The organism is Streptomyces sp. NPDC094032 (assembly GCF_040303965.1).
Classification (GTDB): domain Bacteria; phylum Actinomycetota; class Actinomycetes; order Streptomycetales; family Streptomycetaceae; genus Streptomyces.
The window spans coordinates 1-26,701 of the sequence record NZ_JBEOUE010000033.1; the positions used below are offsets into that span (position 1 = coordinate 1).

General features: G+C 69.8%; 23 protein-coding genes, 1 rRNA gene and 1 riboswitch. Of the genes, 17 read left to right on the top strand and 7 right to left on the bottom strand.

Features of this window, described 5'->3' with window-relative positions; genetic code table 11:
- From rrf to ABTZ54_RS31705, 11 genes are all read left to right on the top strand, one after another.
- Window positions 1–68 (top strand): 5S ribosomal RNA (gene rrf / locus ABTZ54_RS35755); the annotation flags it as partial.
- A 137-nt stretch (window positions 69–205) separates the two neighbouring features.
- Window positions 206–814, top strand: a complete 609-nt coding sequence (gene clsA / locus ABTZ54_RS31660) for a cardiolipin synthase ClsA (protein WP_351669858.1) — start codon at window positions 206–208, stop codon at window positions 812–814.
- Between the two features lie 116 nt (window positions 815–930).
- The gene (locus tag ABTZ54_RS31665) at window positions 931–3,426 is read left to right on the top strand and encodes a sugar phosphate nucleotidyltransferase (protein WP_351669861.1); all 2,496 of its coding nucleotides are present in this window, start codon (window positions 931–933) and stop codon (window positions 3,424–3,426) included.
- Window positions 3,427–3,537: 111 nt separating this feature from the next.
- Window positions 3,538–4,467 carry a DUF881 domain-containing protein gene (locus tag ABTZ54_RS31670; protein WP_351669864.1) on the top strand — a complete coding sequence of 310 codons (930 nt, stop codon included), beginning with the start codon at window positions 3,538–3,540 and terminating at the stop codon, window positions 4,465–4,467.
- Window positions 4,464–4,796 carry a small basic family protein gene (locus ABTZ54_RS31675; protein ID WP_015032176.1) on the top strand — a complete coding sequence of 111 codons (333 nt, stop codon included), beginning with the start codon at window positions 4,464–4,466 and terminating at the stop codon, window positions 4,794–4,796. Before ABTZ54_RS31670 ends, ABTZ54_RS31675 begins: the two co-directional genes overlap by 4 nt.
- Entirely contained in the window at window positions 4,793–5,671 is an 879-nt protein-coding gene (locus tag ABTZ54_RS31680) for a DUF881 domain-containing protein (protein ID WP_351669867.1), read from the top strand. Before ABTZ54_RS31675 ends, ABTZ54_RS31680 begins: the two co-directional genes overlap by 4 nt.
- A gap of 61 nt (window positions 5,672–5,732) precedes the next feature.
- A complete protein-coding gene (locus ABTZ54_RS31685; RefSeq protein WP_351669870.1) occupies window positions 5,733–6,689 on the top strand; it encodes an FHA domain-containing protein in 957 nt (318 codons plus the stop codon).
- 28 nt (window positions 6,690–6,717) lie between these two features.
- Window positions 6,718–7,461, top strand: coding sequence for a transcriptional regulator FtsR (ftsR, locus tag ABTZ54_RS31690; protein WP_351669873.1), 744 nt, complete (start codon window positions 6,718–6,720; stop codon window positions 7,459–7,461).
- A 53-nt stretch (window positions 7,462–7,514) separates the two neighbouring features.
- A complete protein-coding gene (locus ABTZ54_RS31695; RefSeq protein ID WP_046912036.1) occupies window positions 7,515–7,988 on the top strand; it encodes a bifunctional nuclease family protein in 474 nt (157 codons plus the stop codon).
- Window positions 7,989–8,170: 182 nt separating this feature from the next.
- Window positions 8,171–8,782 (top strand): MerR family transcriptional regulator, encoded by a 612-nt coding sequence (locus ABTZ54_RS31700; protein WP_351669877.1) that lies wholly within the window; start codon window positions 8,171–8,173, stop codon window positions 8,780–8,782.
- Window positions 8,783–8,856: 74 nt separating this feature from the next.
- On the top strand, window positions 8,857–10,248 hold the full coding sequence (locus ABTZ54_RS31705) for a DNA polymerase IV (RefSeq protein WP_351669880.1): 1,392 nt from the start codon (window positions 8,857–8,859) through the stop codon (window positions 10,246–10,248).
- 42 nt (window positions 10,249–10,290) lie between these two features.
- Here the strand turns inward: ABTZ54_RS31705 and ABTZ54_RS31710 are convergent, their stop codons facing one another.
- Complete coding sequence (locus tag ABTZ54_RS31710) at window positions 10,291–10,665, bottom strand: PRC-barrel domain-containing protein (RefSeq protein WP_351669883.1); 375 nt, start codon at window positions 10,663–10,665, stop codon at window positions 10,291–10,293.
- A 113-nt stretch (window positions 10,666–10,778) separates the two neighbouring features.
- Window positions 10,779–10,877: riboswitch (glycine riboswitch) on the top strand.
- Between the two features lie 180 nt (window positions 10,878–11,057).
- Here ABTZ54_RS31710 and gcvP point away from each other — a divergent pair.
- Window positions 11,058–13,943 carry an aminomethyl-transferring glycine dehydrogenase gene (gcvP, locus tag ABTZ54_RS31715; RefSeq protein ID WP_351669886.1) on the top strand — a complete coding sequence of 962 codons (2,886 nt, stop codon included), beginning with the start codon at window positions 11,058–11,060 and terminating at the stop codon, window positions 13,941–13,943.
- Between the two features lie 76 nt (window positions 13,944–14,019).
- Here gcvP and ABTZ54_RS31720 read toward each other — a convergent pair whose 3' ends face one another.
- Window positions 14,020–14,226 carry a DUF5999 family protein gene (locus ABTZ54_RS31720; protein ID WP_046912031.1) on the bottom strand — a complete coding sequence of 69 codons (207 nt, stop codon included), beginning with the start codon at window positions 14,224–14,226 and terminating at the stop codon, window positions 14,020–14,022.
- 302 nt (window positions 14,227–14,528) lie between these two features.
- On the bottom strand, window positions 14,529–15,149 hold the full coding sequence (locus tag ABTZ54_RS31725; RefSeq protein WP_502997349.1) for a hypothetical protein: 621 nt from the start codon (window positions 15,147–15,149) through the stop codon (window positions 14,529–14,531).
- Between the two features lie 481 nt (window positions 15,150–15,630).
- On the opposite strand from ABTZ54_RS31725, the gene ABTZ54_RS31730 reads away from it, so the two are divergent.
- A complete protein-coding gene (locus tag ABTZ54_RS31730) occupies window positions 15,631–17,139 on the top strand; it encodes a glutamate-cysteine ligase family protein (protein WP_351669893.1) in 1,509 nt (502 codons plus the stop codon).
- A 63-nt stretch (window positions 17,140–17,202) separates the two neighbouring features.
- The gene (locus ABTZ54_RS31735; RefSeq protein WP_351669896.1) at window positions 17,203–17,994 is read left to right on the top strand and encodes a CPBP family intramembrane glutamic endopeptidase; all 792 of its coding nucleotides are present in this window, start codon (window positions 17,203–17,205) and stop codon (window positions 17,992–17,994) included.
- 69 nt (window positions 17,995–18,063) lie between these two features.
- Here ABTZ54_RS31735 and ABTZ54_RS31740 read toward each other — a convergent pair whose 3' ends face one another.
- The 4 genes from ABTZ54_RS31740 to ABTZ54_RS31755 all read right to left on the bottom strand — a co-directional run bounded on the left by ABTZ54_RS31740 (window position 18,064) and on the right by ABTZ54_RS31755 (window position 21,385).
- Window positions 18,064–18,873: a PhzF family phenazine biosynthesis protein gene (locus ABTZ54_RS31740; protein WP_351669899.1), complete on the bottom strand. Its 810-nt coding sequence runs from the start codon at window positions 18,871–18,873 to the stop codon at window positions 18,064–18,066.
- Window positions 18,874–18,983: 110 nt separating this feature from the next.
- Window positions 18,984–19,340, bottom strand: coding sequence for a hypothetical protein (locus ABTZ54_RS31745; RefSeq protein ID WP_351669902.1), 357 nt, complete (start codon window positions 19,338–19,340; stop codon window positions 18,984–18,986).
- Between the two features lie 839 nt (window positions 19,341–20,179).
- Entirely contained in the window at window positions 20,180–20,590 is a 411-nt protein-coding gene (locus ABTZ54_RS31750; protein ID WP_351669905.1) for an Imm10 family immunity protein, read from the bottom strand.
- A 165-nt stretch (window positions 20,591–20,755) separates the two neighbouring features.
- Window positions 20,756–21,385, bottom strand: a complete 630-nt coding sequence (locus ABTZ54_RS31755) for a hypothetical protein (protein ID WP_351670004.1) — start codon at window positions 21,383–21,385, stop codon at window positions 20,756–20,758.
- 390 nt (window positions 21,386–21,775) lie between these two features.
- On the opposite strand from ABTZ54_RS31755, the gene ABTZ54_RS31760 reads away from it, so the two are divergent.
- Genes ABTZ54_RS31760 through ABTZ54_RS31770 form a run of 3 tightly spaced genes read left to right on the top strand, consistent with a single transcriptional unit; the run spans window position 21,776 to window position 25,634 of the window.
- The gene (locus tag ABTZ54_RS31760) at window positions 21,776–22,534 is read left to right on the top strand and encodes a TnsA-like heteromeric transposase endonuclease subunit (RefSeq protein WP_351669908.1); all 759 of its coding nucleotides are present in this window, start codon (window positions 21,776–21,778) and stop codon (window positions 22,532–22,534) included.
- Window positions 22,522–24,603, top strand: a complete 2,082-nt coding sequence (locus ABTZ54_RS31765; RefSeq protein ID WP_351669911.1) for a TnsB C-terminal domain-containing protein — start codon at window positions 22,522–22,524, stop codon at window positions 24,601–24,603. The genes ABTZ54_RS31760 and ABTZ54_RS31765 overlap by 13 nt, the downstream gene beginning before the upstream one ends.
- Window positions 24,600–25,634, top strand: coding sequence for a TniB family NTP-binding protein (locus ABTZ54_RS31770; RefSeq protein WP_351669914.1), 1,035 nt, complete (start codon window positions 24,600–24,602; stop codon window positions 25,632–25,634). The genes ABTZ54_RS31765 and ABTZ54_RS31770 overlap by 4 nt, the downstream gene beginning before the upstream one ends.
- Window positions 25,635–26,701 lie beyond the last annotated feature (1,067 nt).

Sequence of the window (26,701 nt, forward strand, 5' to 3'; positions counted from 1 at the left end):
AAGCTAAGCCTTTCAGCGCCGATGGTACTGCAGGGGGGACCCTGTGGGAGAGTAGGACGCCGCCGAACAATCATTGTGGGAAAGCCCCGCACCTTCATGGTGCGGGGCTTTTCTGCGTTTACGGGGCCCCTGTGCATCCGGCGCCCGTGGCTGAGGGTAAGGTCATGGGGCACATCGTCAACTCGCTCCCACAGGAGGCCCCCGGGTGGAGGTCCAGGAGACTCGCGTTCAGACGGACCGGGTCCTCACCATCCCCAACATCCTCAGCATGGCTCGCCTCGTCGGCGTGCCGCTCTTCCTGTGGTTGATCCTCCGGCCTGTGTTCGGCGGTCCCAACAGTGACGGCTGGGCTCTGCTCGTCCTGGCCCTGAGTGGTGTCAGCGACTATCTCGACGGGAAGCTGGCCCGGCGCTGGAACCAGATCAGCAACCTCGGCCGGCTGCTCGATCCGGCCGCCGACCGGCTGTACATCCTTTCCACGCTCGTCGGACTCACCTGGCGGGAGATCCTTCCGCTGTGGCTCACCGCCGTGCTCCTGGCCCGCGAGCTGATGCTGCTGGTCGCGGTGGGAATCCTCCGCCGGCACGGGTATCCGCCGCCGCAGGTGAACTTCCTCGGGAAAGCTGCCACTTTCAACTTGATGTACGCGTTCCCGCTGCTGCTGCTCAGTGACGGAACGGGCTGGCTTTCGTCACTCGCTGAAGTTTTCGGGTGGGCCTTCGCCGGATGGGGTACAACTCTGTATTGGTGGGCAGGGATCCTCTACGTGGTCCAGGTCCGTCGACTCGTGAAGGCGGATACCGCGGCCGATTGAGCCCGTCCGTCCCGTGCCGTGCAGCGTCGCCGGCAGGAACGAGGACGCCCGAGGGCCCGCAAGCGGACAGGTGAAGTCGGCAGGACCGTCGTCTCTTCAAGGAGGACGCTTCCGACATGAAGGCCGTCGTGATGGCCGGTGGCGAGGGCACCCGCCTGCGCCCCATGACCTCGAGCATGCCCAAGCCTCTCCTGCCGGTGGTCAACCGGCCGATCATGGAGCATGTCCTGCGACTGCTCAAGAGGCACGGTCTCAACGAGACCGTCGTCACCGTGCAGTTTCTCGCTTCGCTCGTCCGCAATTACTTCGGGGACGGCGAAGAGCTCGGAATGGAGCTCACGTACGCGAACGAGGAGAAACCACTCGGCACCGCGGGGAGTGTGAAGAACGCCGAGGAGGCGCTGAAGGACGACGCCTTCCTCGTCATCTCGGGGGACGCGCTCACCGATTTCGACCTCAGCGACCTGATCGCCTTCCACAAGGAGAAGGGCGCCCTTGTCACCGTCTGTCTGACACGGGTGCCCAATCCGCTGGAATTCGGCATCACGATCGTCGACGAGGAAGGGAAAGTCGAACGCTTCCTGGAGAAGCCGACCTGGGGTCAGGTCTTCTCCGACACGGTGAACACGGGCATCTACGTCATGGAGCCCGAGGTCTTCGACTACGTCGAGGCGGATGTTCCCGTCGACTGGTCGGGTGATGTCTTCCCCCAGCTCATGAAGGAAGGCAAGCCGATCTACGGCTATGTCGCCGAGGGCTACTGGGAGGACGTGGGCACCCACGAGAGCTATGTGAAGGCCCAGGCGGACGTCCTGGAGGGCAAGGTCCACGTCGACATCGACGGCTTCGAGATCTCCCCGGGCGTCTGGGTCGCCGAAGGGGCCGAGGTCCACCCCGACGCCGTACTGCGCGGGCCGCTGTACATCGGCGACTACGCCAAGGTGGAGGCCGCGGCGGAGATCCGCGAGCACACCGTGATCGGATCCAACGTCGTGGTCAAGAGCGGCGCCTTCCTGCACAAGGCCGTCATCCACGACAACGTCTACGTCGGGCCGCAGAGCAATCTGCGCGGCTGTGTGATCGGCAAGAACACCGACGTCATGCGGGCAGCCCGGATCGAGGACGGGGCCGTCATCGGGGACGAGTGCCTGATCGGTGAGGAATCGATCGTGCAGGGCAACGTCCGGGTCTACCCGTTCAAGACCATCGAGGCCGGCGCCTTCGTCAACACCTCCGTCATCTGGGAGTCCCGGGGCCAGGCGCATCTCTTCGGCGCGCGCGGGGTCTCCGGCATCCTCAACGTGGAGATCACGCCCGAGCTGGCCGTCCGGCTGGCCGGCGCGTACGCCACCACGCTGAAGAAGGGCGCGACGGTCACCACCGCGCGCGACCACTCGCGCGGCGCGCGGGCGCTCAAGCGAGCGGTGATCTCCGCCCTGCAGGCCAGCGCCATCGACGTACGGGATCTGGAGAACGTGCCGCTGCCGGTGGCGCGGCAGCAGACGGCGCGCGGCAGCGCGGGCGGGATCATGGTGCGGACGTCGCCGGGTGTGCCGGACTCCGTGGACATCATGTTCTTCGACGAGCGGGGCGCGGACCTGTCGCAGGCCGGGCAGCGGAAGCTGGACCGGGTCTTCGCGCGCCAGGAGTACCGGCGGGCGTTCCCCGGGGAGATCGGCGACCTGTCCTTCCCGGCCAGCGTCTTCGACTCGTACACCGGGTCGCTGCTGCGGAACGTGGACACCTCGGGGATCGCCGAGGCCGGGCTGAAGGTCGTCGTGGACGCCTCCAACGGCAGTGCGGGGCTCGTGCTGCCCAGTCTGCTCGGGCGGCTCCAGGTGGACTCGCTCACGATCAACCCGGGTCTGGACGAGGCCCGGCCGACCGAGTCGGCGGAGAGCCGGCGGGCCGGTCTCGTACGGCTCGGGGAGATCGTGGCGTCGGCGCGGGCGGCCTTCGGGGTGCGTTTCGACCCGGTCGGGGAGCGGCTCTCGCTGGTGGACGAGCGTGGGCGGATCATCGAGGACGACCGGGCGCTGCTGGTCCTGCTCGACCTGGTGGCGGCCGAGCGGAGGTCCGGGCGGGTCGCCCTGCCCGTGACGACCACGAGGATCGCCGAGCAGGTCGCGGCGTACCACGGCACGCAGGTCGAGTGGACGACCACCTCGCCCGACGACCTCACGAGGGTCGGGCGCGAGGAGTCGACGATCTTCGGCGGGGACGGCCGGGGCGGCTTCATCGTGCCGGAGTTCAGCAGCGTCTTCGACGGGGCGGCTGCGTTCGTACGGCTGATCGGGTTGGTGGCGCGTACCCAGCTCACGCTCAGCCAGATCGACGCGCGGATTCCGCGGGCCCATGTGCTGAAGCGGGACATCGCGACACCGTGGGCCGTGAAGGGGCTGGTGATGCGCCGGGTGGTGGAGGCCGCCGGGGACCGGTCGGTGGACACGACCGACGGGGTTCGGGTGGTGGAGGCCGACGGGCGCTGGGTGATGGTGCTGCCCGACCCGGCCGAGGCCGTCACTCATCTGTGGGCGGAGGGACCGGACGACGCCTCGGCGCAGGCTCTGCTCGACGAGTGGTCGGCGGTCGTCGACAGCGCAGGTCAGTAGGGGGACGCGGGACGCGTGGGCCCATCGGGCCGGGAGGTGCCCGCGGGCGCCTCCCGGTTCGGGGCGGGGGCCATTCGGCGGTAGGCCGTGCGACGTGCGACGATGTGCGGCATGTCGCAGCAGCCCCCCGTTCGGAGCACAGGTTCACCCCCTCCGCGCCCGGACGCGTCCATGTCGCTGCTGAACAACGTGATCGACCACGCGCTGGACGACGGATACGCGGAGGCCTCGGCGCGTCGTGCCGCGGAGGGCGGCGGGCTGCCCCGTACGACCCGGGCCAAGCTGGGTCTCGCGGCCGGTCTGGTGCTCGCCGCGGCCGTGGTGACGCTGGGTGCGGCCGAGGCGCGGGTTTCGGCGCCGGTCGTCGCCAAGGAGCGGCAGGATCTGATCGACCGGATCGAGTCGGAGACCTCGGCGGCCGACAAGCTGGAGCAGGACGTCGAGCGGCTGCGCGGTGAGGTCGGCGAGCGGCAGCGCAAGGCGCTGGAGCAGCACGGCGGCGATCAGGGCGAGCTGGTGGCGCTGCTGTCGGGGGCGACCCCGGTGCACGGCCCCGGGGTGAAGCTGGTCGTGGACGACGCCAAGGGCGCCGATTCCGGCGGTGGCGGGCCACGGGAGAGCGCCGGCTTCTCGGACACCGGGCGGGTGCGCGACCGTGACATGCAGCGGATCGTCAACGGGCTGTGGGAGTCGGGCGCGGAGGCCGTCGCGATCAACGGGCAGCGGCTGACCGCGCTGTCGGCGATCAGGGCCGCGGGCGACGCCATACTGGTCGACAACAAGCCGCTGGTGCCGCCGTACACCGTTCTCGCCGTGGGCGACGGGAAGCGTCTGAGCACCGCGTTCCAGGACAGCGCCGACGGTCAGTACCTGCACGCGCTGCAGGAGAACTTCGGGATCCGCACGAGCATCTCGGCCGAGGGCGACGTCCGTCTGCCGGCCGCGCCGAGCCTGATCGTACGTACAGCAGAGCCGAGGGGAGCCGGGGCGGCCAAGGCCACCGGGCGGGCCACGGCCGACACAGGGAAGGGCACATCTTGATCGCCGTACTGGGCCTGATCGTGGGAGTCGTGGTCGGACTGTTGGTCCGGCCCGAGGTTCCGGCGGTGGTCGAGCCCTATCTTCCGATCGCCGTGGTCGCCGCCCTGGACGCGGTCTTCGGCGGCCTGCGGGCCATGCTCGACGGGATCTTCGTCGACAAGGTCTTCGTGGTGTCGTTCCTGTCGAACGTGGTGGTGGCCGCGCTGATCGTCTTCCTCGGCGACAAGCTGGGCGTGGGCGCGCAGTTGTCGACCGGTGTGGTCGTCGTCCTCGGCATCCGGATCTTCTCCAACGCGGCCGCCATCCGGCGGCACGTGTTCCGGGCGTGAGGCCGATGAGCGAGCACGACGGGAAGAACGAGCGCGAGGAGCGCGACGCCAACGGCGGGGACCAGGCGCCGCTTCCGGAGGAGCGGCCGTCGGTGGCCGCCGAGGGTGCGGGACAGCGGGACGAGCCTGCGGCCGAGGCTCCGGCCCGGCCCGGGATCTCCGGCCGGCAGCGGCTCGCGGCGAGTCTGTGGCCGCCCCGGGTGACCCGGGCCCAACTGGTGGTCGCGCTGCTGCTGTTCGTGCTCGGGCTCGGTCTGGCCATCCAGGTCAGCTCCACCAGCGACAACAGCGCGCTGCGCGGTGCCCGCCAGGAGGACCTGGTGCGGATCCTCGACGAGCTCGACGACCGCACGCAGCGCCTGGAGGACGAGAAGACGCGGCTCGACAGCCAGCGCTCGGAGCTGGAGTCCAGCTCGGACCAGGCCGAGGAGGCCCGGAAGCAGACCCAGGAGAAGCAGCAGCAGCTCGGCATCCTGGCCGGCACGGTCGCCGCCGAGGGGCCCGGTATCACCCTGACGATCACGGACGCCGGCGGCGCGATCGAGTCGGACATGCTGCTCGACGCGATCCAGGAGCTGCGTGCCGCGGGCGCGGAGGCCATCCAGGTCAACGGCGTCCGGGTGGTCGCGGACAGCTACTTCACAGGAAGTGGCAGCGACATGCGGATCGATGGAACGAAGGTGGCCGCTCCGTACGTCTTCAAGGTCATCGGCAAGCCGGAGGATCTGGAGCCCGCGCTCAACATCCCCGGCGGAGTCGTCCAGACACTGGAGAAGGAGCAGGCCACGGCCACGGTGCAGCGTTCCGGGAAGATCGTCGTCGACGCCTTGCGGCCCGCGAAGCGGCCTGACTACGCTCAGTCGTCCTCGCAGTGAGGCGGGGGGCGATGAGGGTCACGCGACAAGGGCACGACGTTGCGGGGGGTCGCCGCACCACATGGGTGGTGCGTGGTGGAAACTGTCGAGTGGTTACGGACGTTGTGAAGATGTCCGGGTCGGCAGGTGTATTGAGTCAGGGTTCGTCCTGCCCCACGGGCGGGTCTGTTTCGGTCAAGGGGAATCGCCCGTGAAGTGGTTTTCGAAGTTGTTCGGCAAGAGCGCAAGCGAGGACGGCGGCAACGCCAGGCACCGCGCGCCGCGCCACGCCCAGAGCGAGGAACAGGGCGGCGAGCGCCCCCTCTTCCGCGACGAGCTCGGCGGCCAGGGCGGTGACATTCCGGGCACACAGGGCGCGTCGTCTGTTGACCCTGCCGGTGCCGCGCGCATAGGTTTCGGGGAACTATCAACCTCAGGTACGGGTGGAGGGTTTGTGCCCGACCCGTACGCGACACAGACCTCCGCGGGGCAGCCGCGGCAGGAGGACGCGTCCATGCCGGTGTGTACGAGGTGCGGTCACCGCAATACGGCGGACAGCCGCTTCTGCTCGCACTGCGGTGCGCCGCTGCGCGGCGGGGTGGCTCCGGAGCGTGCCTCCGAGACCACCTCGACGATCTCCATCTCGGGCCTGGAGGCCTACGACGCGGAGGTCACCGGCCAGATTCCGTCGCTGTCGGCCGAGGCGCTGGCGGCGGTCGAGGCCCTTCCGGGCGGTGCGGCGCTGCTGATCGTGCGCCGCGGTCCGAACTCGGGCAGCCGCTTCCTTCTGGACGGCGAGCTGACCACGGCCGGCCGGCATCCGCAGAGCGACATCTTCCTGGACGACGTGACCGTCTCGCGTCGCCACGTGGAGTTCCGTCGGCAGCCGAACGGCACCTTCACGGTGTCGGACGTCGGCAGCCTCAACGGCACCTACGTCAACCGGGAGCCGATCGACTCGGTCGTGCTCTCCAACGGTGACGAGGTGCAGATCGGCAAGTACCGGCTCGTGTTCTTCGCGAGCCAGCGGGGCGTGTGACGCCCCGGAGAACCTTCAGGGAAGGTCCATGCTGCGAACACCTACGGGCGGTGCCGGTCACGGCACCGCCACCGCGGGCGAAAGTCTGGTCAGCATCGGCACGGTGCTGAGCCGGCTGCGTGACGAGTTTCCCGAAGTGACCATCTCCAAGATCCGGTTCCTGGAGGCCGAGGGGCTCGTCGAGCCCCAGCGCACGGCCTCCGGATACCGGAAGTTCAGTCCGCGGGACGTGGAGCGGCTCGCCCAGATCCTGCGGATGCAGCGGGACCACTATCTTCCGCTGAAGGTCATCCGCGAGCATCTGGAGGCCCTGGAGCGCGGGGAGCAGATCAAGCTGCCCTCGCCCAGTCCACAGCGGGACCTGGTCGACGGGGCCTGGGACGCGGAGGGCGAGCCTCCCACGGCCGCCCGGATCGGCCGTGCCGAGCTGCTCGCCGCCGCCGAGGTCACCGAGGTCGAGCTGGTCGAGTGGGAGTCGTACGGGCTGATCGCCCCGGCCGAGGGCGGCGGGTACGACGCCGAGACCGTCACGGTCGCCAAACTGGTGGCGGATCTGGGGCGATTCGGTCTGGAGCCCCGGCATCTGCGGGCCGTCAAGGCGGCCGCGGAGCGCGAGGCCGGGCTGGTCGAGCAGATGGTGGCGCCGCTGCGCCGGCACCGTAATCCGCAGACCAGGGCCCATGCCGAGGCGACCGCCAAGGAGCTCGCCGGGCTCTCCGTACGCCTCCACGCGGCACTGGTCCAGACCGCGCTGGGAGTGCGGCTGCAGTGATCGGCGGACGGCCCGACTACCCAAACCGGTCGGGCACGTCCTAGGGTTGCTGTGTGAACGAGCTCGACGTTGTGGGTGTCCGGGTGGAAATGCCCTCCAACCAGCCGATCGTGCTCCTGCGTGAAGTGGGAGGCGATCGGTACCTCCCCATCTGGATCGGACCGGGTGAGGCGACCGCGATCGCCTTCGCCCAGCAGGGCATGGCGCCTGCCAGGCCGCTGACGCACGACCTCTTCAAGGACGTGCTGGAGGCCGTGGGGCAGGAGCTCACCGAGGTCCGCATCACGGATCTGCGCGACGGGGTCTTCTACGCCGAGCTGGTCTTCGCCAGCGGTGTCGAGGTGAGTGCCCGGCCGTCCGACGCGATAGCCCTGGCCCTGCGCACCGGCACGCCGATCTACGGCAGTGACGGCGTGCTCGACGACGCGGGGATCGCGATTCCGGACGAGCAGGAGGACGAGGTGGAGAAGTTCCGCGAGTTCCTCGACCAGATCTCGCCGGAGGACTTCGAGACCGGCAATCAGTAGGCCCGTACGGCTGTGGCCGAAGAGCGCTCCGCGTGCATTCGAGTAGCCTTTCCCCGGAGAGGGGCACGTGAAACCACTCTCAGGGTGATTATCACTCGGCGTGCCGAGTGTGGCGATCGTTGACGCACCCCGAGTGACTGCCTACCTTCGAGTGGGCAGGTCAAGGACGGAGGGTCGGCGTGATGAGCAGCGGCGACGGTACGGCAGGGGGCTTCCTGGGGCGTGCCCCCGGGGAGAAGGGCCCGTATCCGCTTCACGGCAGTGCGGGCGACTTCGGCGGGGACGTGAGCGCCGGCCCGGAGTCCGTCGGCTACCGGGGCCCCACGGCCTGTGCGGCGGCCGGCATCACCTATCGGCAGCTGGACTACTGGGCGCGCACGGGGCTCGTCGAGCCGAGCGTGCGGCCCGCGTACGGGTCGGGGACGCAGCGTCTCTACAGCTTCCGCGACGTCGTGGTCCTGAAGATCGTCAAGCGCTTCCTGGACACCGGGGTCGCGTTGCAGAACATCCGGGCTGCCGTGCAGCACCTGCGCGCCCGGGGCTTCCGTGACCTGGAGCGGATGACGCTCATGAGCGACGGGGCCACGGTGTACGAGTGCTCCTCGCCGGACGAGGTCGTGGATCTGCTCCAGGGCGGCCAGGGCGTCTTCGGCATCGCCGTCGGAGTGGTGTGGCGGGACGTCGAGTCGGCGCTCTCGCAGCTGCACGGGGAGCGCATCGACACGGGCGAGACGCTCGTCGGGCACAACCCGGCGGACGAGCTGGCGCGGCGGCGGCGGGACCGGGCGGTCTGAGGGCCCGAGCACCCCGCATGCGCCGTCGGCGCGCGCGGGGTCCGTTGTCAGTGGCGTAGGGCAGCATCGGAGACGTGAGAGCCGCGCCCACCATCCTGCATCTCGACATGGATGCCTTCTTCGCCGCAGCGGAGCAGGCGTCGAAGCCGAGCCTGCGTGGAAAGCCGGTGGTGGTGGGCGGCCTCGGGCCGCGCGGGGTGGTGGCGACGGCCTCGTACGAGGCGCGGCGCTTCGGGGTGCACTCGGCGATGCCCATGGCGCAGGCGCGGCGGCTCGCGCCGAACGCGGCCTATCTGGTGCCCCGCTTCGCCTTCTACCGGGCGATCAGCGGGCAGGTCATGGAGCTGCTCGGGCGGCTCTCGCCGCTGGTCGAGCCGCTCAGCCTGGACGAGGCCTTCGTGGACCTGGAGGCCGGCGGGCTCGCGGACGACAGCGCGGGTGCGCGGGCGACGGGGGAGCGGCTGCGGCGGGACATCCTCGCGACGACCGGGCTCACCGGTTCGGTGGGGCTCGCCGGGTCCAAGATGCTCGCGAAGATCGCCTCGGAGGAGGCCAAGCCGGACGGGCTGCTGCTGATCGAGCCCGGTACGGAGCGGGAGCTGATCGGGCCGCGCTCGGTGCGGATCATCCCCGGTGTCGGGCCGGCCACCGGGGAGCATCTGCGGCGGGCCGGGATCACCACGGTCGCCGAGGTGGTGGAGGCGGGTGAGGACGAGCTCGTACGGCTCCTGGGGCGGGCGCACGGGGGCTCGCTGTACCTCATGGCCCTCGGGCACGACGACCGGCCCGTGGTGGCCGAGCGGGACGCCAAGTCGGTCTCCGTGGAGGACACCTTCGACGTGGATCTGCACGACCGGCTGCGGATCCGGCTGGAGGTGGAGCGGCTCGCGGAGCGGTGCGTGGCGCGGCTGCGGGGGTCGGGGCACTCGGGGCGGACCATCGTCCTGAAGGTGCGGAGGTACGACTTCTCGACGCTGACGCGCTCCGAGACGCTGCGGGGGCCGACGGACGATCCCGTGGTGGTGCGGGAGGCCGCGGCGCGGCTGCTCGACCTGGTGGACACCACGGGCGGGGTGCGGCTGCTGGGGGTCGGGGTGAGCGGGCTCGCCGACTACACGCAGGAGGACCTGTTCGCGCAGGCGGAGGCGGAGGCCCGCGCGGAGGCGGAGGCCCGGGAGGAGGCCGAGGGCGTCGCCGCGCCGCACGTCGCAGGCCCCGACGCGGCCGAGCCCGCCCCTCCCGCCGCGGCGGAGAGCGCGGAGCGGCACTGGGCGCCGGGGCGGGACGTGCGGCACGCGGAGTACGGGGCCGGGTGGGTGCAGGGGAGCGGGGTCGGGCGGGTCACCGTCCGGTTCGAGGAGCCGGGGGCGGTGGTGCCGGGGCGGGTGCGGACCTTCTCCGTGGACGATCCGGATCTGGAGCCTTCGGATCCGTTGCCGTTGGTCCGGGGGGAGGAGGCGGCTTGAGGCGGCACCCGCCGTGGGGCCCGCACCCGCTCTCAGGGGCCTCTACATGTCCTCCTGGCCCGCCAGGCGCCCGAAGTCCCTGGGAGAGGTGTCCTGGGGCGGTGGGGGCAGGGCGAGGCTGTAGTGGCGGTAGAGCTGGAGTTCCTGCTCGGGGGAGAGGTGACGGCCCACCCCGAAGTCGGGGGCGTCCTTGATGAGGGCGCGCTCGTACGGGATGTGGAGGCCGTCGCTCACCAGCTCGCTCGGCTCCAGGGGGACGAACGCGTCGCGGCTGAACAGGCCGGTGCGCACGGCGGCCCATTCGGGGACGCCCGTCGCGTCGTCCAGGTACACCTCGTCCACGGTCCCGATCTTGTGTCCGTTCCGGTCGTACGCCTTGCGGCCGATCAGGCTGCGCGGATCGATATCGGTCTGCACGGTCCCTCCAACTGGTCGCAACTGCTCTACACCCCTACGAAAGTGCACAACTGGGATGTCGGCCACTTGAGCGATGCCAGGCTCAACCGCGCTGGTAGGCTGGCTGTGGCTGTCGACCCTGCGCGGGAGAGTCCTCCGAAGAAACCTTTCGGTGGCGCCGAAGGAGCAAATCCTCCCCGGAATCTCTCAGGCCCCTGTACCGCGTGGACGAGGTCACTCTGGAAAGCAGGGCGGGCGTCGACGGCATCCGCTCTCACCGACGGTGAAAGCCGGTCGTGCCGTCAGGCATGGCCGGTGAAACTCTCAGGTTGAGATGACAGAGGGGGAGGCCGTCCGGGCACCCGCGCCGTGGTGCCCCTCGCAGGTCGTGACGACCAGGAGGCCCCCGCAGCATGACCGCCAACCGCATTCCGCTCTCCGAGCTCGAGCAGGGTATTCCCTTCGAGCAGCGGCACATCGGCCCCGACGCCGAGGCCCGCGCGAAGATGCTCGCCCAGGTCGGGTACGGCTCGCTCGACGAGCTGACGGCCGCGGCCGTGCCGGACGTCATCAAGAACGCCGAGGCGCTCGGCCTGCCGGCCGCCCGCACCGAGGCCGAGGTCCTGGCCGAGCTGCGCGAGCTGGCCGACCGCAACCAGGTCCTCGCCCCGATGATCGGTCTCGGCTACTACGGCACGTTCACTCCGCCGGTCATCCTCCGCAACGTCATGGAGAACCCGGCCTGGTACACCGCGTACACGCCGTACCAGCCCGAGATCTCGCAGGGCCGGCTGGAGGCCCTGCTCAACTTCCAGACGATGGTCGCCGACCTCACCGGTCTGCCCACCTCCGGCGCCTCGCTGCTCGACGAGGGCACCGCGGCCGCCGAGGCCATGGCGCTGTCCCGCCGGGTCGGCAAGGTGAAGAACGGCGTGTTCCTCATCGACGCCGACGCCCTGCCGCAGACCATCGCCGTCATCGAGACCCGCGCCGAGCCCACCGGGGTCGAGGTCGTCGTCGCCGACCTGTCGGCCGGCATCCCCGCCGAGATCGCCGAGCGCGGCGTCTTCGGTGTGCTGCTCCAGTACCCGGGTGCCTCCGGCGCCGTCCGGGACATCAAGCCCGTCATCGACCAGGCCCACGAGCTCGGCGCGATCGTCACCGTCGCCGCCGACCTGCTCGCGCTGACCCTGCTCGCCTCGCCCGGCTCGCTCGGCGCCGACATCGCCGTCGGCACCACCCAGCGCTTCGGCGTCCCCATGGGCTTCGGCGGCCCGCACGCCGGCTACATGGCCGTCCAGGACAAGCACGCCCGCTCGCTGCCCGGCCGCCTGGTCGGCGTCTCCGTCGACGCCGACGGCAACAAGGCGTACCGCCTGGCCCTGCAGACCCGCGAGCAGCACATCCGCCGCGAGAAGGCCACCAGCAACATCTGCACCGCCCAGGTGCTGCTCGCCGTCATGGCCGGCATGTACGCGGTCTACCACGGCCCGGAGGGGCTGAAGGGGATCGCGCGCCGTACCCACCGCTACGCCGCCATCCTCGCCGCCGGTCTGCGGGCCGGGGGCGTGGAGCTGGTCCAGGGCGCCTTCTTCGACACCCTGACCGCCCGCGTGCCGGGCCGCGCCGACGCCGTCGTCGCTGCCGCCCGTGAGGCCGGGGTCAACCTGTACCGCGTCGACGCCGACCGCGTGTCGATGTCCTGCGACGAGACCACCACCCGCGGCACGGTCGCCGCCGTCTGGGGCGCCTTCGGCGTCACCGCCGACATCGACGCCCTGGACGCCGCCACCGAGGACGCGCTGCCCGTCGACGCGCTGCGCTCGGACGCGTTCCTGACCCACCCGGTCTTCCAGTCGCACCGATCCGAGACCTCGATGCTGCGCTACCTGCGCCGCCTCTCGGACCGCGACTACGCGCTCGACCGCGGCATGATCCCGCTCGGCTCCTGCACCATGAAGCTGAACGCGACCACCGAGATGGAGCCGGTGACCTGGCCCGAGTTCGGCCAGATCCACCCCTTCGCCCCGGTCGAGCAGGCCGGCGGCTACCTCACGCTCATCACCGAGCTGGAGGAGCGTCTCGCCGAGGTCACCGGCTACGACAAGGTCTCCATCCAGCCGAACGCCGGTTCGCAGGGCGAGCTGGCCGGTCTGCTCGCCGTCCGCGCGTACCACCGCGCCAACGGCGACGAGCAGCGCACGGTCTGTCTCATCCCGTCCTCCGCGCACGGCACCAACGCCGCCTCCGCGGTGATGGCCGGCATGAAGGTCGTCGTCGTCAAGACCGCCGACGACGGCGAGGTCGACGTCGCGGACCTGCGCGCCAAGATCGAGCAGTACCGTGACGAGCTGTCCGTGCTGATGATCACCTACCCGTCCACGCACGGTGTGTTCGAGGAGCACGTCGCCGACATCTGCGCCGAGGTGCACGAGGCCGGCGGTCAGGTGTACGTCGACGGCGCCAACCTCAACGCGCTGGTCGGTCTCGCCAAGCCGGGCAAGTTCGGCGGCGACGTCTCGCACCTGAACCTGCACAAGACCTTCTGCATCCCGCACGGCGGCGGCGGCCCCGGCGTCGGCCCGGTCGGCGTCCGGGCGCACCTCGCCCCGTACCTGCCGAACCACCCGCTCCAGCCCACCGCGGGCCCGGAGACCGGCGTCGGCCCGATCTCGGCCGCCCCGTGGGGCTCCGCCGGCATCCTGCCGATCTCCTGGTCGTACGTGCGCCTGATGGGCGGCGAGGGCCTCAAGCGCGCCACCCAGGTGGCCGTCCTCGCGGCGAACTACATCGCCAAGCGTCTGGAGCCGCACTTCCCGGTGCTCTACACCGGTCCGGCCGGTCTGGTCGCCCATGAGTGCATCGTGGACCTGCGCCCGCTGTCCAAGGCGACCGGCGTCAGCGTCGACGACATCGCCAAGCGCCTGATCGACTACGGCTTCCACGCGCCGACCATGTCCTTCCCGGTGGCCGGCACGCTGATGATCGAGCCCACCGAGTCCGAGGACCTGACCGAGCTCGACCGCTTCTGCGACACGATGATCGCGATCCGCGGCGAGATCGAGAAGGTGGCCTCCGGCGAGTGGTCGGCCGAGGACAACCCGCTGCGCAACGCCCCGCACACCGCGGCCGCGCTGGGCGGCGAGTGGAACCACGCGTACACCCGTGACGAGGCGGTCTTCCCGGCCGGTGTCTCGGCCGCCGACAAGTACTGGCCGCCGGTCCGCCGGATCGACGGCGCCTTCGGCGACCGCAACCTGGTCTGCTCCTGCCCGCCGCTGGACGAGTACGACAACTGAGCGGGACCCTGAGCACGACGTAAGGGCCGGTCCGGAGTTTCTCTCCGGGCCGGCCCTCGGCGTTTCTCAGGGTGGCTCAGGCCGCCGTCGTCACGCTGGCCGCCGTCAGCGGCCGGTGCGGGGCGATGATCTGGCCGTCCGGCAGCAGCTCACCGGTGTCCTCGAAGAGCAGGACCCCGTTGCAGAGCAGGCTCCAGCCCTGCTCCGGGTGGTGTGCCACGAGTCGTGCCGCCTCACGGTCGGCGGAGTGGGCGGTGGGACAGGCGGGCTGGTGCTGGCACATGGGTGGGTTCTCTCGCTGCGTCGTGGTGGATGTCCTGCGGCTCTTCGGATGCATCGCCGCCCCCGTAGGTCGGTTCGGTTCCGGTCCAGTCTTGCCCCAAGGACGGCGTTCCGCAGGTATTTCGCGGCAGCTCGTCCTCTCCTGCAAGGACGCATCACCCGCAGGGGCGGTTCAGGTCAACTGCACCGTCTCTTCGGGGGGTTCGGGGTGGTCCGAGCGGGCTAGTCCGAACGGGACAACGGTCGGACAGCAGTGCGCCCCGGGGGCCGTCGGCTCCCGGGGCGCACCGCGCACGCGGTGGATCAGGCGGGCGCCGCGGAGCCCAGCAGGGGCGGCGGCGCGAGGCGCAGGCTGAGCACGGGCAGGAGGTCGGCCACCCGGTAGGGGCGGTTGGCGGCGATCCCGGGCGGCGCGGGGGCGAGCGGCACGAGGAGGTCGGCCGGGCCGGGGGCGGCGGTGTGGCCGTCGGCGTCCGGGTCGGCGTGCAGCCACAGGGTCAGCATGTACAGCTCCGGTACCGACAGCAGCCGCGGCTGGTACGGGGTGCACAGCGCCTCGGCCTGGATCAGGGCCCGTTCGGTGGCGGCCACGTACGGCCCCTCGAAGAAGTGCGAGAACGACCAGCCGTCGGGGGTGAGCCGGGTGTCCGCGGCGGCGATGGCGCGGTCCCCGTTCCTGATCAGGAAGCGCCACCCGGCCAGCCGGGTGTGGGGCCGGACCGTCGCGCCGGTGCCGCCGGCTGCGCTGCCGGCGACTCCCCGTACTCCCAGTACATGGACGGGGAGCGGCAGTTCGGGGCTGAGCGGTCCCTGTGCGGCTCGCAGTGCGGGGGTGCGGGCCTCGCTCACCGCGGTCGGCGAGCCGAGGGCCGTGAGAACACTGCGAAGGGCCGGCGCGGGGGCCGGGGAGGGTCGGAGCATGATGGGTCGCCTCTCACTCAGGAGACACGGTGACGCGTGGGCAGGTACGACGGCGCTGTCAGCGACGGGGTCAGAGCAGGGGGCCATGAGGGCATGGCCGGGCGCCAACACTCTGCCTCGTGCGCGGAGTTTATACGACACGTGTTCACACAGTGTTTCCGCTAGACGGCGCCGATATTCCTGGCAAGGGGTCATCCGGTCGTATTTCCACGGCGATTCGGTGGAATGCCTGCGTCCGGCGGAACGCCGGCCTGCACTTTCTCGCAAGAGGGGGTCGGCTGAATCCCGATCCCCCTCGCGGGGCAATATGACATTGGTATATGTCCATTGCCCGTTGCTCTCGGGCACTGCCAGTGGAGAGTTCGGCCCAGACTATCCGTCAACGCGTCGCGCCCGCAGGAGTTATGGATCAGCCGGGTGGGCATCATCGTCCGTGACGCTCGCGGCCGTCGTGGCGGCTGCCCACTCGGGGAGGGACCCTTCGATGGGGGAGAAGGTCGTGACGGACGGGTTCGGCCCGGCCGACCGACAGCGCTACCGCCGAAAGCTGCAGCAGTGTCTCGCGGGACTCGCGAGGCTCCTGGCGGAGAAAAGGTTCGACCGGCCGCGCAATCTCATGGGCATGGAGATCGAACTCAATCTCGCCGGCGAGGACGGCCTGCCCCGGATGCTCAACGCGCCGGTGCTCGACCGTATCGCGAGCCCTGATTTCCAGACCGAACTCGGATTGTTCAACCTGGAAGTGAACATCGCGCCGCACCGGCTCGGCGGGCATGTATTCGACCGGCTCGCCGAGGAACTGAGGACGGGGCTCGGATATGCCGACCGCAAGGCCGCCGAAGTCGGCGCCGGAGTCGTCATGATCGGAATACTGCCGACCCTCACCCAGGACGACGCGGTCCTCGACAACCTCTCCGCGGCCGATCGCTACAAGCTGCTCAACGACCAGATCATCGTCGCGAGAGGTGAGGACTTCACGCTCGACATCAACGGGGTGGAGCGGCTGCTCTGCACCTCGACCTCGATCGTGCCGGAGGCCGCCTGCACGTCGGTGCAGCTGCACCTCCAGGTGACCCCGCCCCGCTTCGCCTCCGTGTGGAACGCGGCGCAGGCCATCGCGGGGGTCCAGATAGCGGTCGGCGCCAACGCGCCCTTCCTCTTCGGCCGGGAGCTGTGGCGGGAGTCCCGGCCGCCGCTGTTCACGCAGGCCACCGACACCCGGACCCCGGAGCTCCAGGCCCAGGGGGTGCGCCCGCGCACCTGGTTCGGGGAGCGCTGGGTGGACTCGGCGTACGACCTCTTCGAGGAGAACCTGCGCTACTTCCCGGCGCTGCTGCCGTTGTGCGACGACGAGGACCCGCTGCGCGTCCTGGACGAGGGCGGGGTGCCCAGGCTCCAGGAGCTGGTCCTGCACAACGGCACCGTCTACCGCTGGAACCGGCCCGTGTACGGCTGGGTCGACGGCGTCCCGCACCTCAGGGTGGAGAACCGGGTGCTGCCGGCCGGGCCGACCGTCACCGACGTCGTCGCCAACGCGGTCTTCTACTACGGGCTCGTCCGGGCGCTCGCCGACGACACCCGCCCGGTCTGGAAGCGGATGGCGTTCCAGGACGCCGAGCACAACTTCGACACCGCGTGCCGCCACGGCATCGAGGCCGAGCTGCGCTGGCCGCGCTCCGGCCGCTCGGGCGGCGTCACGACCGTACCGGCGGTGCGTCTTGTCCTGGACGAGCTGCTGCCGCTGGCCGCCGCCGGGCTCGACGCCTGGCACGTGGAGCCGCGGGACCGCGACTTCTACCTGGGCGTGATCGAGGAGCGCTGCCGGCGGCGGGTCAACGGGGCCTCGTGGCAGGCCGACACCTTCCACCGGGCGCTCGACTCCGGTCTGGACCGCGAGGCGGCGCTCGTGGCGACCACCCGCCGCTACCGCGAGCTGATGCTGACCGGCGAGCCCGTGCACAGCTGGCCGGTGGGGGTGGAGGCCACCTCGTAGGTAGGGTTCCCGTACCCGGGTCGCTATGGGGAATGGGAGACAGGTGTGGTGTCGGAGCAACGAGTGGTGGACGCTTCCCTGCCCCCGGACGGCCTGCCGCGCCGGGTCCTGCGCGACGAGACGCTGATCGTCCTCGCGCTGTCGCTCGGCGCCAGCGGGGTCTCCGCCCTGATCAGCTTCATCGGCTCGCTGACCAAGCCGGGCGCGCTGAAGGAGCAGGCCGCCACGCTCAACGGGTCGTACGCGCCCGGGCGGCCGTGGCTCGACCTCTCCTGGCAGCTGTTCGGCATCGCCACCGCGCTCGTCCCGGTCGTCCTCGTCGCGCATCTGCTGCTGCGCGAGGGCGCCGGGACGCGCGGGCTGCGGGCGATCGGCTTCGACCGGACCCGGCCGTGGCCGGACCTGGGGCGCGGCGCGCTGGTCGCGGCGGGCATCGGCAGCGCGGGCCTGGCCTTCTACCTGGGGGCGCGGGCGGCCGGGTTCAACCTCACCGTGGTGCCCGAGTCGCTGCCGGACGTGTGGTGGAAGTACCCGGTCCTGGTGCTCTCGGCGATTCAGAACTCCGTGCTGGAGGAGGTGATCGTCGTCGGCTATCTGCTGCGCAGGCTGGACCAGTTGGGCTGGTCGCCGAGGGCCTCGATGGCGGCGAGCGCGGTGCTGCGCGGCTCGTACCACCTCTACCAGGGCATCGGCGGCTTCATCGGCAACATGGTGATGGGCGTGGTGTTCGTCTGGCTGTACCGGCGGTGGGGGCGGGTGGGGCCGCTGGTGGTCGCCCACGCGCTGCTCGACATCGTGGCCTTCGTGGGCTACGGGCTGCTCGCCGGGAAGGTGGGGTGGCTGCCGACCCCGTGATCCGCGCGGACGGGCGGACATGACGAGGGGCGTACGGCATCGGCCGTACGCCCCTCGCCGTGTCCTGGATCAGCCGTGCAGTTCGCCGTCGATGACGGTGACCGCGTGGCCGTTGAGGAGGGTGCGGTCGCCGCGCAGCCGGGTGCGGACGACGCCGGTGCGCGCGCCGCCCTGGAAGCCGGTCAGCTCGTCGCGGCCGAAGCGGGCGGACCAGTAGGGGGCGAGGGCGGTGTGGGCGCTGCCCGTCACCGGGTCCTCGTCGATGCCGACGGCGGGGAAGAAGCCGCGCGAGACGAACTGGTAGGCGCCGTCGGGCCGGTCGGCGACGGCGGTGGCGATGATCCCGCGCTCGGACAGGACGGCGAGGGCGGCGAAGTCCGGGGCGAGGCCGCGCACGGTCGCCTCGTCGCGGAGCTCGACGACCAGGTCGCCGATGTGGGCGGCGGTGTCGTGGACGGCGACGGGCTCGGCGCCGAGCGCCTTCGCCAGGCCCTCGGGGGCGTCGACCCGGGTCAGCGAGGAGGTCGGGAAGTCCAGCGTGATCGTGCCGTCGGGCTCGGCGGTGGCGCTGAGGATCCCGCAGCGGGCCGAGAAGCGGACGGTGCCGGTCGCGATGCCCGTGGTGTGCAGGACGTGGGCGGTGGCCAGGGTGGCGTGGCCGCACATGTCGACCTCGGTGGTCGGGGTGAACCAGCGCAGCGCCCAGTCCGCCTCGCCGCCCGGCGGCAGCGGGTGGGCGAAGGCGGTCTCCGAGAGGTTGACCTCGGCGGCCACCTGCTGGAGCCAGGCGTCGTCCGGGAAGGAGTCGAGGAGCAGGACCCCGGCGGGGTTGCCGGAGAAGGGCCGGTCGGTGAAGGCGTCGACGATTCGAATCCGCATGCCCCGGACCGTACCGGAGGGGGGAAAGCGCGGGCCAAGGCCAATCGGGGAGGACTGGACCGGTCGGCGGCGGGGTCCGTCGGTGGGCCGGCGCGCCGGTCCGTCCTTCGTCAGCGGCGCAGTGTCCGCCGGGCCAGGTCGAGGGTGACCTTGGTGGTGTCGCTCCAGGAGCAGACCTCCAGCCAGGAGAGGTAGCCGGCCTGGGCGAAGACCAGGACTTCGCCGGCGGAGTCGCCGTCCTCGGTGTGGATCTCGGCCTCGGCGGCCACCACCGTGCCCGGTCCGGACGATGCCGGCCGGACCGAGGCCGTGTCGAGGCCGAAGTCGGCGGTGCCGCAGCCACACGTACAGCGCTTCTGCACACGGATGTGGGGCACCTGGGCGCGGAGCGCCAGGTGCACCGGATCGTCGGCGTCGAGGAGGGCGTCGAGCACCTCGGCCACATCGGGAGGGAGGGGCTCGGTCATGCCCGCACCGTATCCGACCCGGCTGACCTGTCTCAGCGAGGATTCCACGAATCTCAGCGAAGTTGCTGAAATGGTCGTCAGTCTCACCGAAGGTTGAGGATCTGCTCGGCCTGCCGGGTTGGGGGTGCGGTGGAGGTGCTGTCGCGTGCCTACGGCGATGACGCGTTAACGGCGTTTGAGCTGGACTTTCTTAGTAAGCGGTGAGCGTCGCCAGCACGCTCTGGGATCGAGTTGGCAGGTTCCATTCGAGGCAGTCGAACCTGTCCGGCCGTTCCGCTGGGACAAGGGAACGCCGGGTTTCGCAGGCTGGTACTACTCGGCGACCGTGCGGGATCACGTGGGTTCTATGCGCTGCAGGACCCGAGCCCACCGGCGACGGCAAACCACGGCTGCCTGCCGGATCTGCCAGAAGCCGATGAAGATCCAGATCGGCATGCGTCACCGGCTCTGTTCATCGGCATGCCGCCACACCGCCTACCTCCAACGCCAGCAGGGACGCGCTTCCTCGACGGCTTCCAGCGTCGACGATGATCCTTCCCGCCAAGAGGACCGCTGCTGCACAGCCTGCGAAAACTCAATTCACCCGAACAGTTCCTCCGCCCGCCGGCCGGGACCTGCGAGTTCTGCCACGACCCACTGCCGAAAGTGAAGCCGAGTGCTGGCCAGCGGCGCTGGTGCTCGGGCCGTTGCCGGCAACGGGCTCACCGAGGACTCGACCCAGCGCCCTACAGGATCCGGACCTGCGAGCACTGTCAGGATCGCAAATTCGCTGCTGGCGGTAGCTAAGCACGGGGCATCATCTTCGCCTTCATGCTTGGGCAGTCGGCGGCGACAGCGGCTCAGACGGAGAGGCGGCTGGGCACAGCGTTCGCACGCCCGTAGTTGAGCACCTGCGCAAGGACTTCGCGGAACTGGACGACGTCTTCGGCTGGTGCTTCGATGACGGCCTCGATCTCGCTGTCGTCCAGTCGCAGGTCTTCCAGAGCTTCAGGGGCAAGTGACAGGCGGAGGACGTTGTCCGTCAGAACGGCTTCACGCACGCAGCCGTATGCGGTCCCCTGACCAGCAGTGACCAGGCAGTGCGTGTCCATCCCCAGAGCTATCTCCTGGTCGTCGGGATCGTCCTCACCCGCCATGAACATCAGGATGAAGCCGCTGCCATCCTCCCGCTCGGCAAGCGCTGCCTCCGTGAAGTAGCCGTCGGGATCGATCTCAGTTCTGGCGGCTCGGGCAGTGAATCGGTACGTCATGACCGCGTTCTATCAGCGCGTCCCTCTGAGCTTCCACACAGGGGGCACACCTGGAGGTGTCTGCGTACACCCGTGCTCAGGCCGGTACACGTGAACATGCTCACCGCCACGCCGCAGACGACGTTCGAGCCCGTCTCCCTGGCCGACGGGACCGGGCCGGCCGGTCTACGGGCGGGCCGGTGCGACCGGAGTGGGAAGGTCGAGAACGCGGGCGAGAGCGGCGGTGACGGGCGCGCAGCGGTCGGGCAGGTGGAGGAAGGCCCAGTCGGCTGCCAGCGTGAGGAAGTCGGCCAGGTCGCGTTCGACAGCGTCGAGCAGGTGGCGGAGGTCGGTGACAGGCAGTTCGATCACCGGGCTGTCCCTCTGCTCGGAATCGACGGTGAGCCGCACGGTGGAGCCGATGCGTTCGGCGACCGGATCGGGGTCGTGACCGAACGCGGTTCGGCCGGCGCCTTCGGTCACCTCGCGCCAGTCGCGCCAGTCCTCCAGGCCGTTGCAGCAGCCGGGCAGGAAGGTGATGCCCGTGGAGTGGTCGGTGACGCGCAGGCCGCCGGCCGCGAAGAGCTCGTCGAAGGTCAGCAGTCCGTGGAGGAAGGAGGAGAGCGCGTCGGCCGGACGGGGCGGACGGTCGCCGCCGGGGTCGATGTCATTGCAGCCGGCGATGCGCGCCACAGCCGCCCCGACCTCGGCGGACGAAAGTTCGCCGCTGAGGGGCAGGAAGGCGAACGGCTCGACCGCGGCGAGAGGCCACAAGCCGAAGCCGTCGGGTACGTACATCTCCAGGACAGGCTGCATCACGATCACCCGGCGAAGTCTCCCCCACCCCTCGCCCCTACCGCCTCCCGAATATGCCACGCACTCGTCTGGACCTCGCCTGACTGCGAGGGCGCCGAGCACTTTCGTTCGTCCAGCCCTGAGCAGAACCTCGATGTGTACGCCGACAGGAGGCAGAGGGATGGGCGGAAAGTGCGTCACCGCCGTCACCCCGACAAGGACCCGCAGGTCAAGGCGCTGGAGCGGGCACGAGACTGCGTCACCTGGCACCGCTCGGCAGAGCAGATTCGCTGAGACAGGTCACCGGTGACCTGTGTCAGTTAAACCTGATCGATTGCCACTGATGAATGATCAACGCTAGTTTGTGCCACCAAAGGATGATCACCTGGCGTACAGCAAGCGGAGGACGTGGTGGGGGCACTTGCCAGTGTGTCGGACGAGGCTGCCCTTACGGCCTTTGACCTGGCATTTTCTGTCAACAGCTTGCTTGTGCGCCGGTCGCTGGGGGCCAGCTGGGATACGCCGTTCGAGGCTGTGGACCCGGTACGGGAGTTCAGCTGGCGGAAGGACGGCCAGGGGTTCGCGGGCTGGTACTACTCGACGACGGTTCGGGATCACGTGGGCTACGAGTCCTGGCTGGAGAGGGACCGGCTGATCCTGCTGGATCGCGACCCGCACGTGCTCGCGATCGCTTCGCAGCCGTTCTGGCTGCACTGGCACGACGGCACTCGCAAGCGCCGACACGCTCCGGACTACTTTGTCCGGCTGTCCGACGGTCGCGCCCGTGTCGTTGATGTCCGGGCCGAGGACGAGATGGATGAGGCGACGCGGGAGGCGTTCGACGCCACCGGTCATGCCTGCCGAGCCGTGGGCTGGGAGTTCGAGTGGGCCGGACGGCCTGATCCGGTGTTCATGGCGAATGTCCGCTGGCTGTCTCGGTACCGGCGGGCCCGCTGCGGACGGCCGGCGGCGGCGGTGGACCGGCTCCTGGAAGTCTTCTGCGAACCGATGGGTCTCTGGGACGGCGCTGGGCTGGTCGGCGACCGGTTGCAGGTTCTGCCGGTGCTTTTTCATCTGCTGTGGTCCGGGGCTTTGAAGACGGACCTGGTGGGAGGGCTGATGGAGACCGACAGCCTGGTCTGGACGGAGGGGAACTCATGGGCAGCCTGAAGCGGCCGACGGCCTTGGTGGTCGGCCAGCGGGTCCGGTTCGAGGGCCAGGTCAGGGGTGTTCTCGAGGTCACCGCACAGGCGGCGGTGCTGGAGGACGCCGAGACACCGCACCGAGTGGTGGCCCTGATTGATCTGTTCGAGACGTCGGACTTCGAGATTCTGTTCCAGCCTGAACGCATGCCGCTGCCGCCGTCCGGCCTGCTGGAGACCTTCGATCCCGATGTGATGAAGCGGGCATTGTGGTGGGAAGAGCACATCCTCGAGGTCCTGCACGGACTGCCGCCCGGCGTCGAACCCGGAACACTGCCACGGCCGGGCTATGGACCGGGCACGTCGGTGACCTCACGCCAGAAGGCCAAGGCGGCCGAACTCGCGGCCCTCGGCCACGAGATTAAGCCCGGGGCGGTGGGGCTGCGGCGACGCCGCTATATGGAGGATGGCCTGGTCGGGCTAGCCAGGCTCGTGGACCACCGACCTGGTCGCAAGCGCAAGGAGTTCGGTGACGCACCGGACGCCGTCGTCGCGGCGATGCGGAAGGCGATCAAGGAAGGCGTCGAGACCTCGACCCGCAACGGGGCCTACCTGATCTGGAGGACGGAGGAGATCCTCCGGGACAACGGCGACGACCTGGCCGAACTGCCGTCGCGGCGGACGCTTTACCGTCTGCTGGACAGACTGGCGGCGGGCACGCACGCGACCGGGTCGGCGGTCACCCGCAGGTCGATGGCCCATGGGGCTGCTGCCCCGTTCGGAGAGCTGACGGTGTCGGCTCCGGGCGAGGTCATGCAGATCGACTCCACTCCGCTGGACGTCATGGTCCGCCTCGACGACGGAGTGGTCGGCAAGGTCGAACTGACCGGCATGATCGATGTCGCGTCCAGGACGCTGACCGCCGCGGTGCTCAGGCCCACGACGAAGTCGGTCGACGCCAGCGTGCTGCTAGCCCGCACGGTCACGCCGGAACTGATGCGGCCGGGCTGGATCGACGCGTTGAAGATGTCGCGCTCGGTGCTGCCGCACCGCCGCCTGCTGACGATCGACGAACGCCTCGAGCATGCTGCGGCAAAGCCGGTGATCGTCCCGGAGATGATCGTCTGCGATCACGGCAAGGTGTTCATCTCGCACAACTTCCGGGCTTCCTGCCGGTTCCTGGAGATCGACTTCCAGCCCACGCACAAGGGCTCGCCCTTCGAGAAGGGGCACATCGAGAAGATGCTGGGCTCCGTCGCGACGATGTTCGCCCAGTTCCTTCCCGGCTACACCGGCCGCAACACCGACCATCGCGGCCGGCATCCGGAGGAGGAGAACCTGTGGTCACTCCCCGAACTCCAGGACCTGCTGGACGAGTGGATCGTCGCGAAGTGGCAGAACCGGCCGCACGAGGGCCTGCGCGACCCCGGCCACCCGGGACGCCTGTTCACCCCCAACCAGAAGTACGCCGCCCTGGTGGAGGCCTGCGGCTACGTCCCGGTCGCGCTCAGCGGCCAGGACTACATCGAGCTCCTGCCCGCGGCCTGGCGGGCCGTCAACTCCTACGGCATCCGGATCAACAACCGCACTTACGACGCCCCCGAGCTCGGGCCGATGCGGCGGCGGAACTCAGGCGTCACCGCCAAGCGCGGGCTCTGGGAAGTGCACCGAGACCCCTATGACGTCTCCCGAGTCTGGGTACGCAACCACTGCGGCGAAGGTGAGTGGGTCCAGGCAACCTGGAAATACCTGAACCGGGCACCCGTTCCCTTCGGTGACCTCGCCTGGGACCACGTCAGCCACCAACTACCCAAGGCTACCGAGGAAGAACTCGCCGCAGCCGTGTCAGCTCTGCTGACTCGCGCACACGCCGGCCCCGACGAGCCAGCGGCAAAGAAGCGGAAGGCCAAGCCGTCCAAGGCGGACCGCCGCGTCGCCGCCCGGACCAAGGCCACCACACCCGCAGCAGCAACACCCCCACCGCGACCAGAGATGCAACCCTCGCCGGAGCCGCCGGAGGAGGACGAGGAAACGATGGCCGAAGTGATCCCGCTGGGAATCTTCGACCCGCTTGAGGACCCTTGGAGACGTTCGTGAGCACGCCGCTGGCAGACCAGCCGGATGACGATTTCGGCCGCTACCTGACAGTCCTGCCCGGTTGGCGCGAGTTCGTCGCGGGGGCGATCAGTGAGCCGATGGCCACGCTGACGCAGGATGAGTACGACGCCCTGACCAAAGAGGACAGATACCAGTACGACGAGGACCGGCTTGACCACCATGCCCGCCTGCAAGTGGTCGCCACCTCAACCGTCCGGCACACCGTCACCTGCGGACGCCGGCTGATCATCCTCAACCGCGGCGCCATCAGCGCCCGAAGAGGCCTCATCGTGTCCGGGCCGGCCAACACTGGTAAGACGATCGCCCTGACCCAGCTCGGCCTGGCCCACGAACTCCAGGACCGCCGCCGGCACCCCGGCCAGGACGAGCGCATACCGGTCGTCTACATCACCGTCCCGCCTGCCGCGACACCCCGCATGATCGCTGCGGAATTCGCCCGCTTCCTCGGCCTCCCGGTGCTGCGAAGCTCCAACATCACCGACCTCACCGAGGCCGTGGTCGGCGTCTGCACCAAGGCCCGCACCAGCCTCGTCCTGGTCGACGAGATCCACAACATCTCCCTGCACACCCGCACGGGAGCCGAGGCATCCGACACGCTCAAGTACTTCTCCGAACGCATCCCCGCGACGTTCGCCTATGCCGGCATCGACATCGAGGACGGCGGACTACTGTCCGGCACCCGTGGCGACCAGATCGCTGCCCGCTTCACTTCAGTGGCCACCCACGCGTTCCCCTACAACAAGGAATGGAAGGCGCTGGTCGCCCAGATGGAGGCCAACCTCCTGCTGCACCAGCACAAACGCGGCACCCTCACCCGCCTGGACCGCTTCATTCACACCCGCACCGGCGGCATGATCGGCACCCTCTCCCACCAGATCCGTGGAGCCGCCGTCGATGCCATCCTCACCGGCGCAGAGAAGATCACCAAACCCGGGCTGCTGGCCGTCGACTTGGACATCGCCTCCCACCGGAAGCGACCCGGCGGCCCCTCGGCGGCTGGCGATCAGTGACAGCAGCCGCCCGAAACAATCCCCCCATCGCCCGCCTCCCTTTCCAGGTCCGTCCCCGAGCAGGTGAAGGGGGCCCCTCCTTCATCAGGCGCCTCGCCCACGCCAACCACCTCCCACCCACCTATCTCCGAAAGTTCCTGCTCGAACCGCCAGAGCTCCGGGGCACCATCCTGGAAACGCCTGGCCGCAGTCACTGGGCGTGACTCTGACCTTCTGCGAGCAACCCTCGAGACGAAGAAGTGCAGGGAATGCGGCACGGACATACCCCCCACCGGGGCCTTCGGCCGACGGGCCATCCTCTGCTCCATGCGCTGCAGGACCCGAGCACACCGCCGACGGCAGATCACAGCCCCCTGCCGGGTCTGCCAGAAACCGATGAAGGTCCAGACCGGGCAGCGTCACCGGCTCTGTTCCTCCGCATGCCGCCGCACCGCCTACCTCCGGCGCCAGCTCGGTGGAAACACCCTCAACACCTCCAGCGCCGATGACGGTCCGACCGCTCAAGAAGACCGCCGCTGCATAGTCTGCGAGAAACCCCTCCCCCCAGGATCACGCTCGCACCGCCAGACGTGTTCGGCTGCTTGCCGGCAGGACGCCCGCCGTTGGAACCGTCTCTCCTCACCGGACCAGTTCCTGCAGCCACCAGCTGATATCTGCGAGTTCTGCCAGGTCCCTCTCCAGACGGCCAAGGCCGGGACCGGCTTGCGCCGCTGGTGCTCACATCTCTGCGGGCAACGCGCCCGCCGAGGAATCGACCCAACCCCCTACAGGCTGCTGACCTGCGAGCACTGCCACGAGCCCCTCGAAAGGGCCGCCTCAGGGAGGGCCAGCCGCTGGTGCTCAAGAAGCTGCCGCGAGAAGACGCAAAGGCGCCGCCGCAAGACTGCCAACAGCAACGAACCGGGCTGACCTGCGAACACAGCTGAGAGAGCTTGCTCGCCGGCTGCAGAGGGATAGCCGGAAAGTGCGTCATCGGCGTCATCTGCAGACAGCGAACTGCGAAAAGTCCAGGTCGGCGCCACCCGAATCAGTCCTGATTGCGTCACCCGCTGCCACCCTCGGTCAAC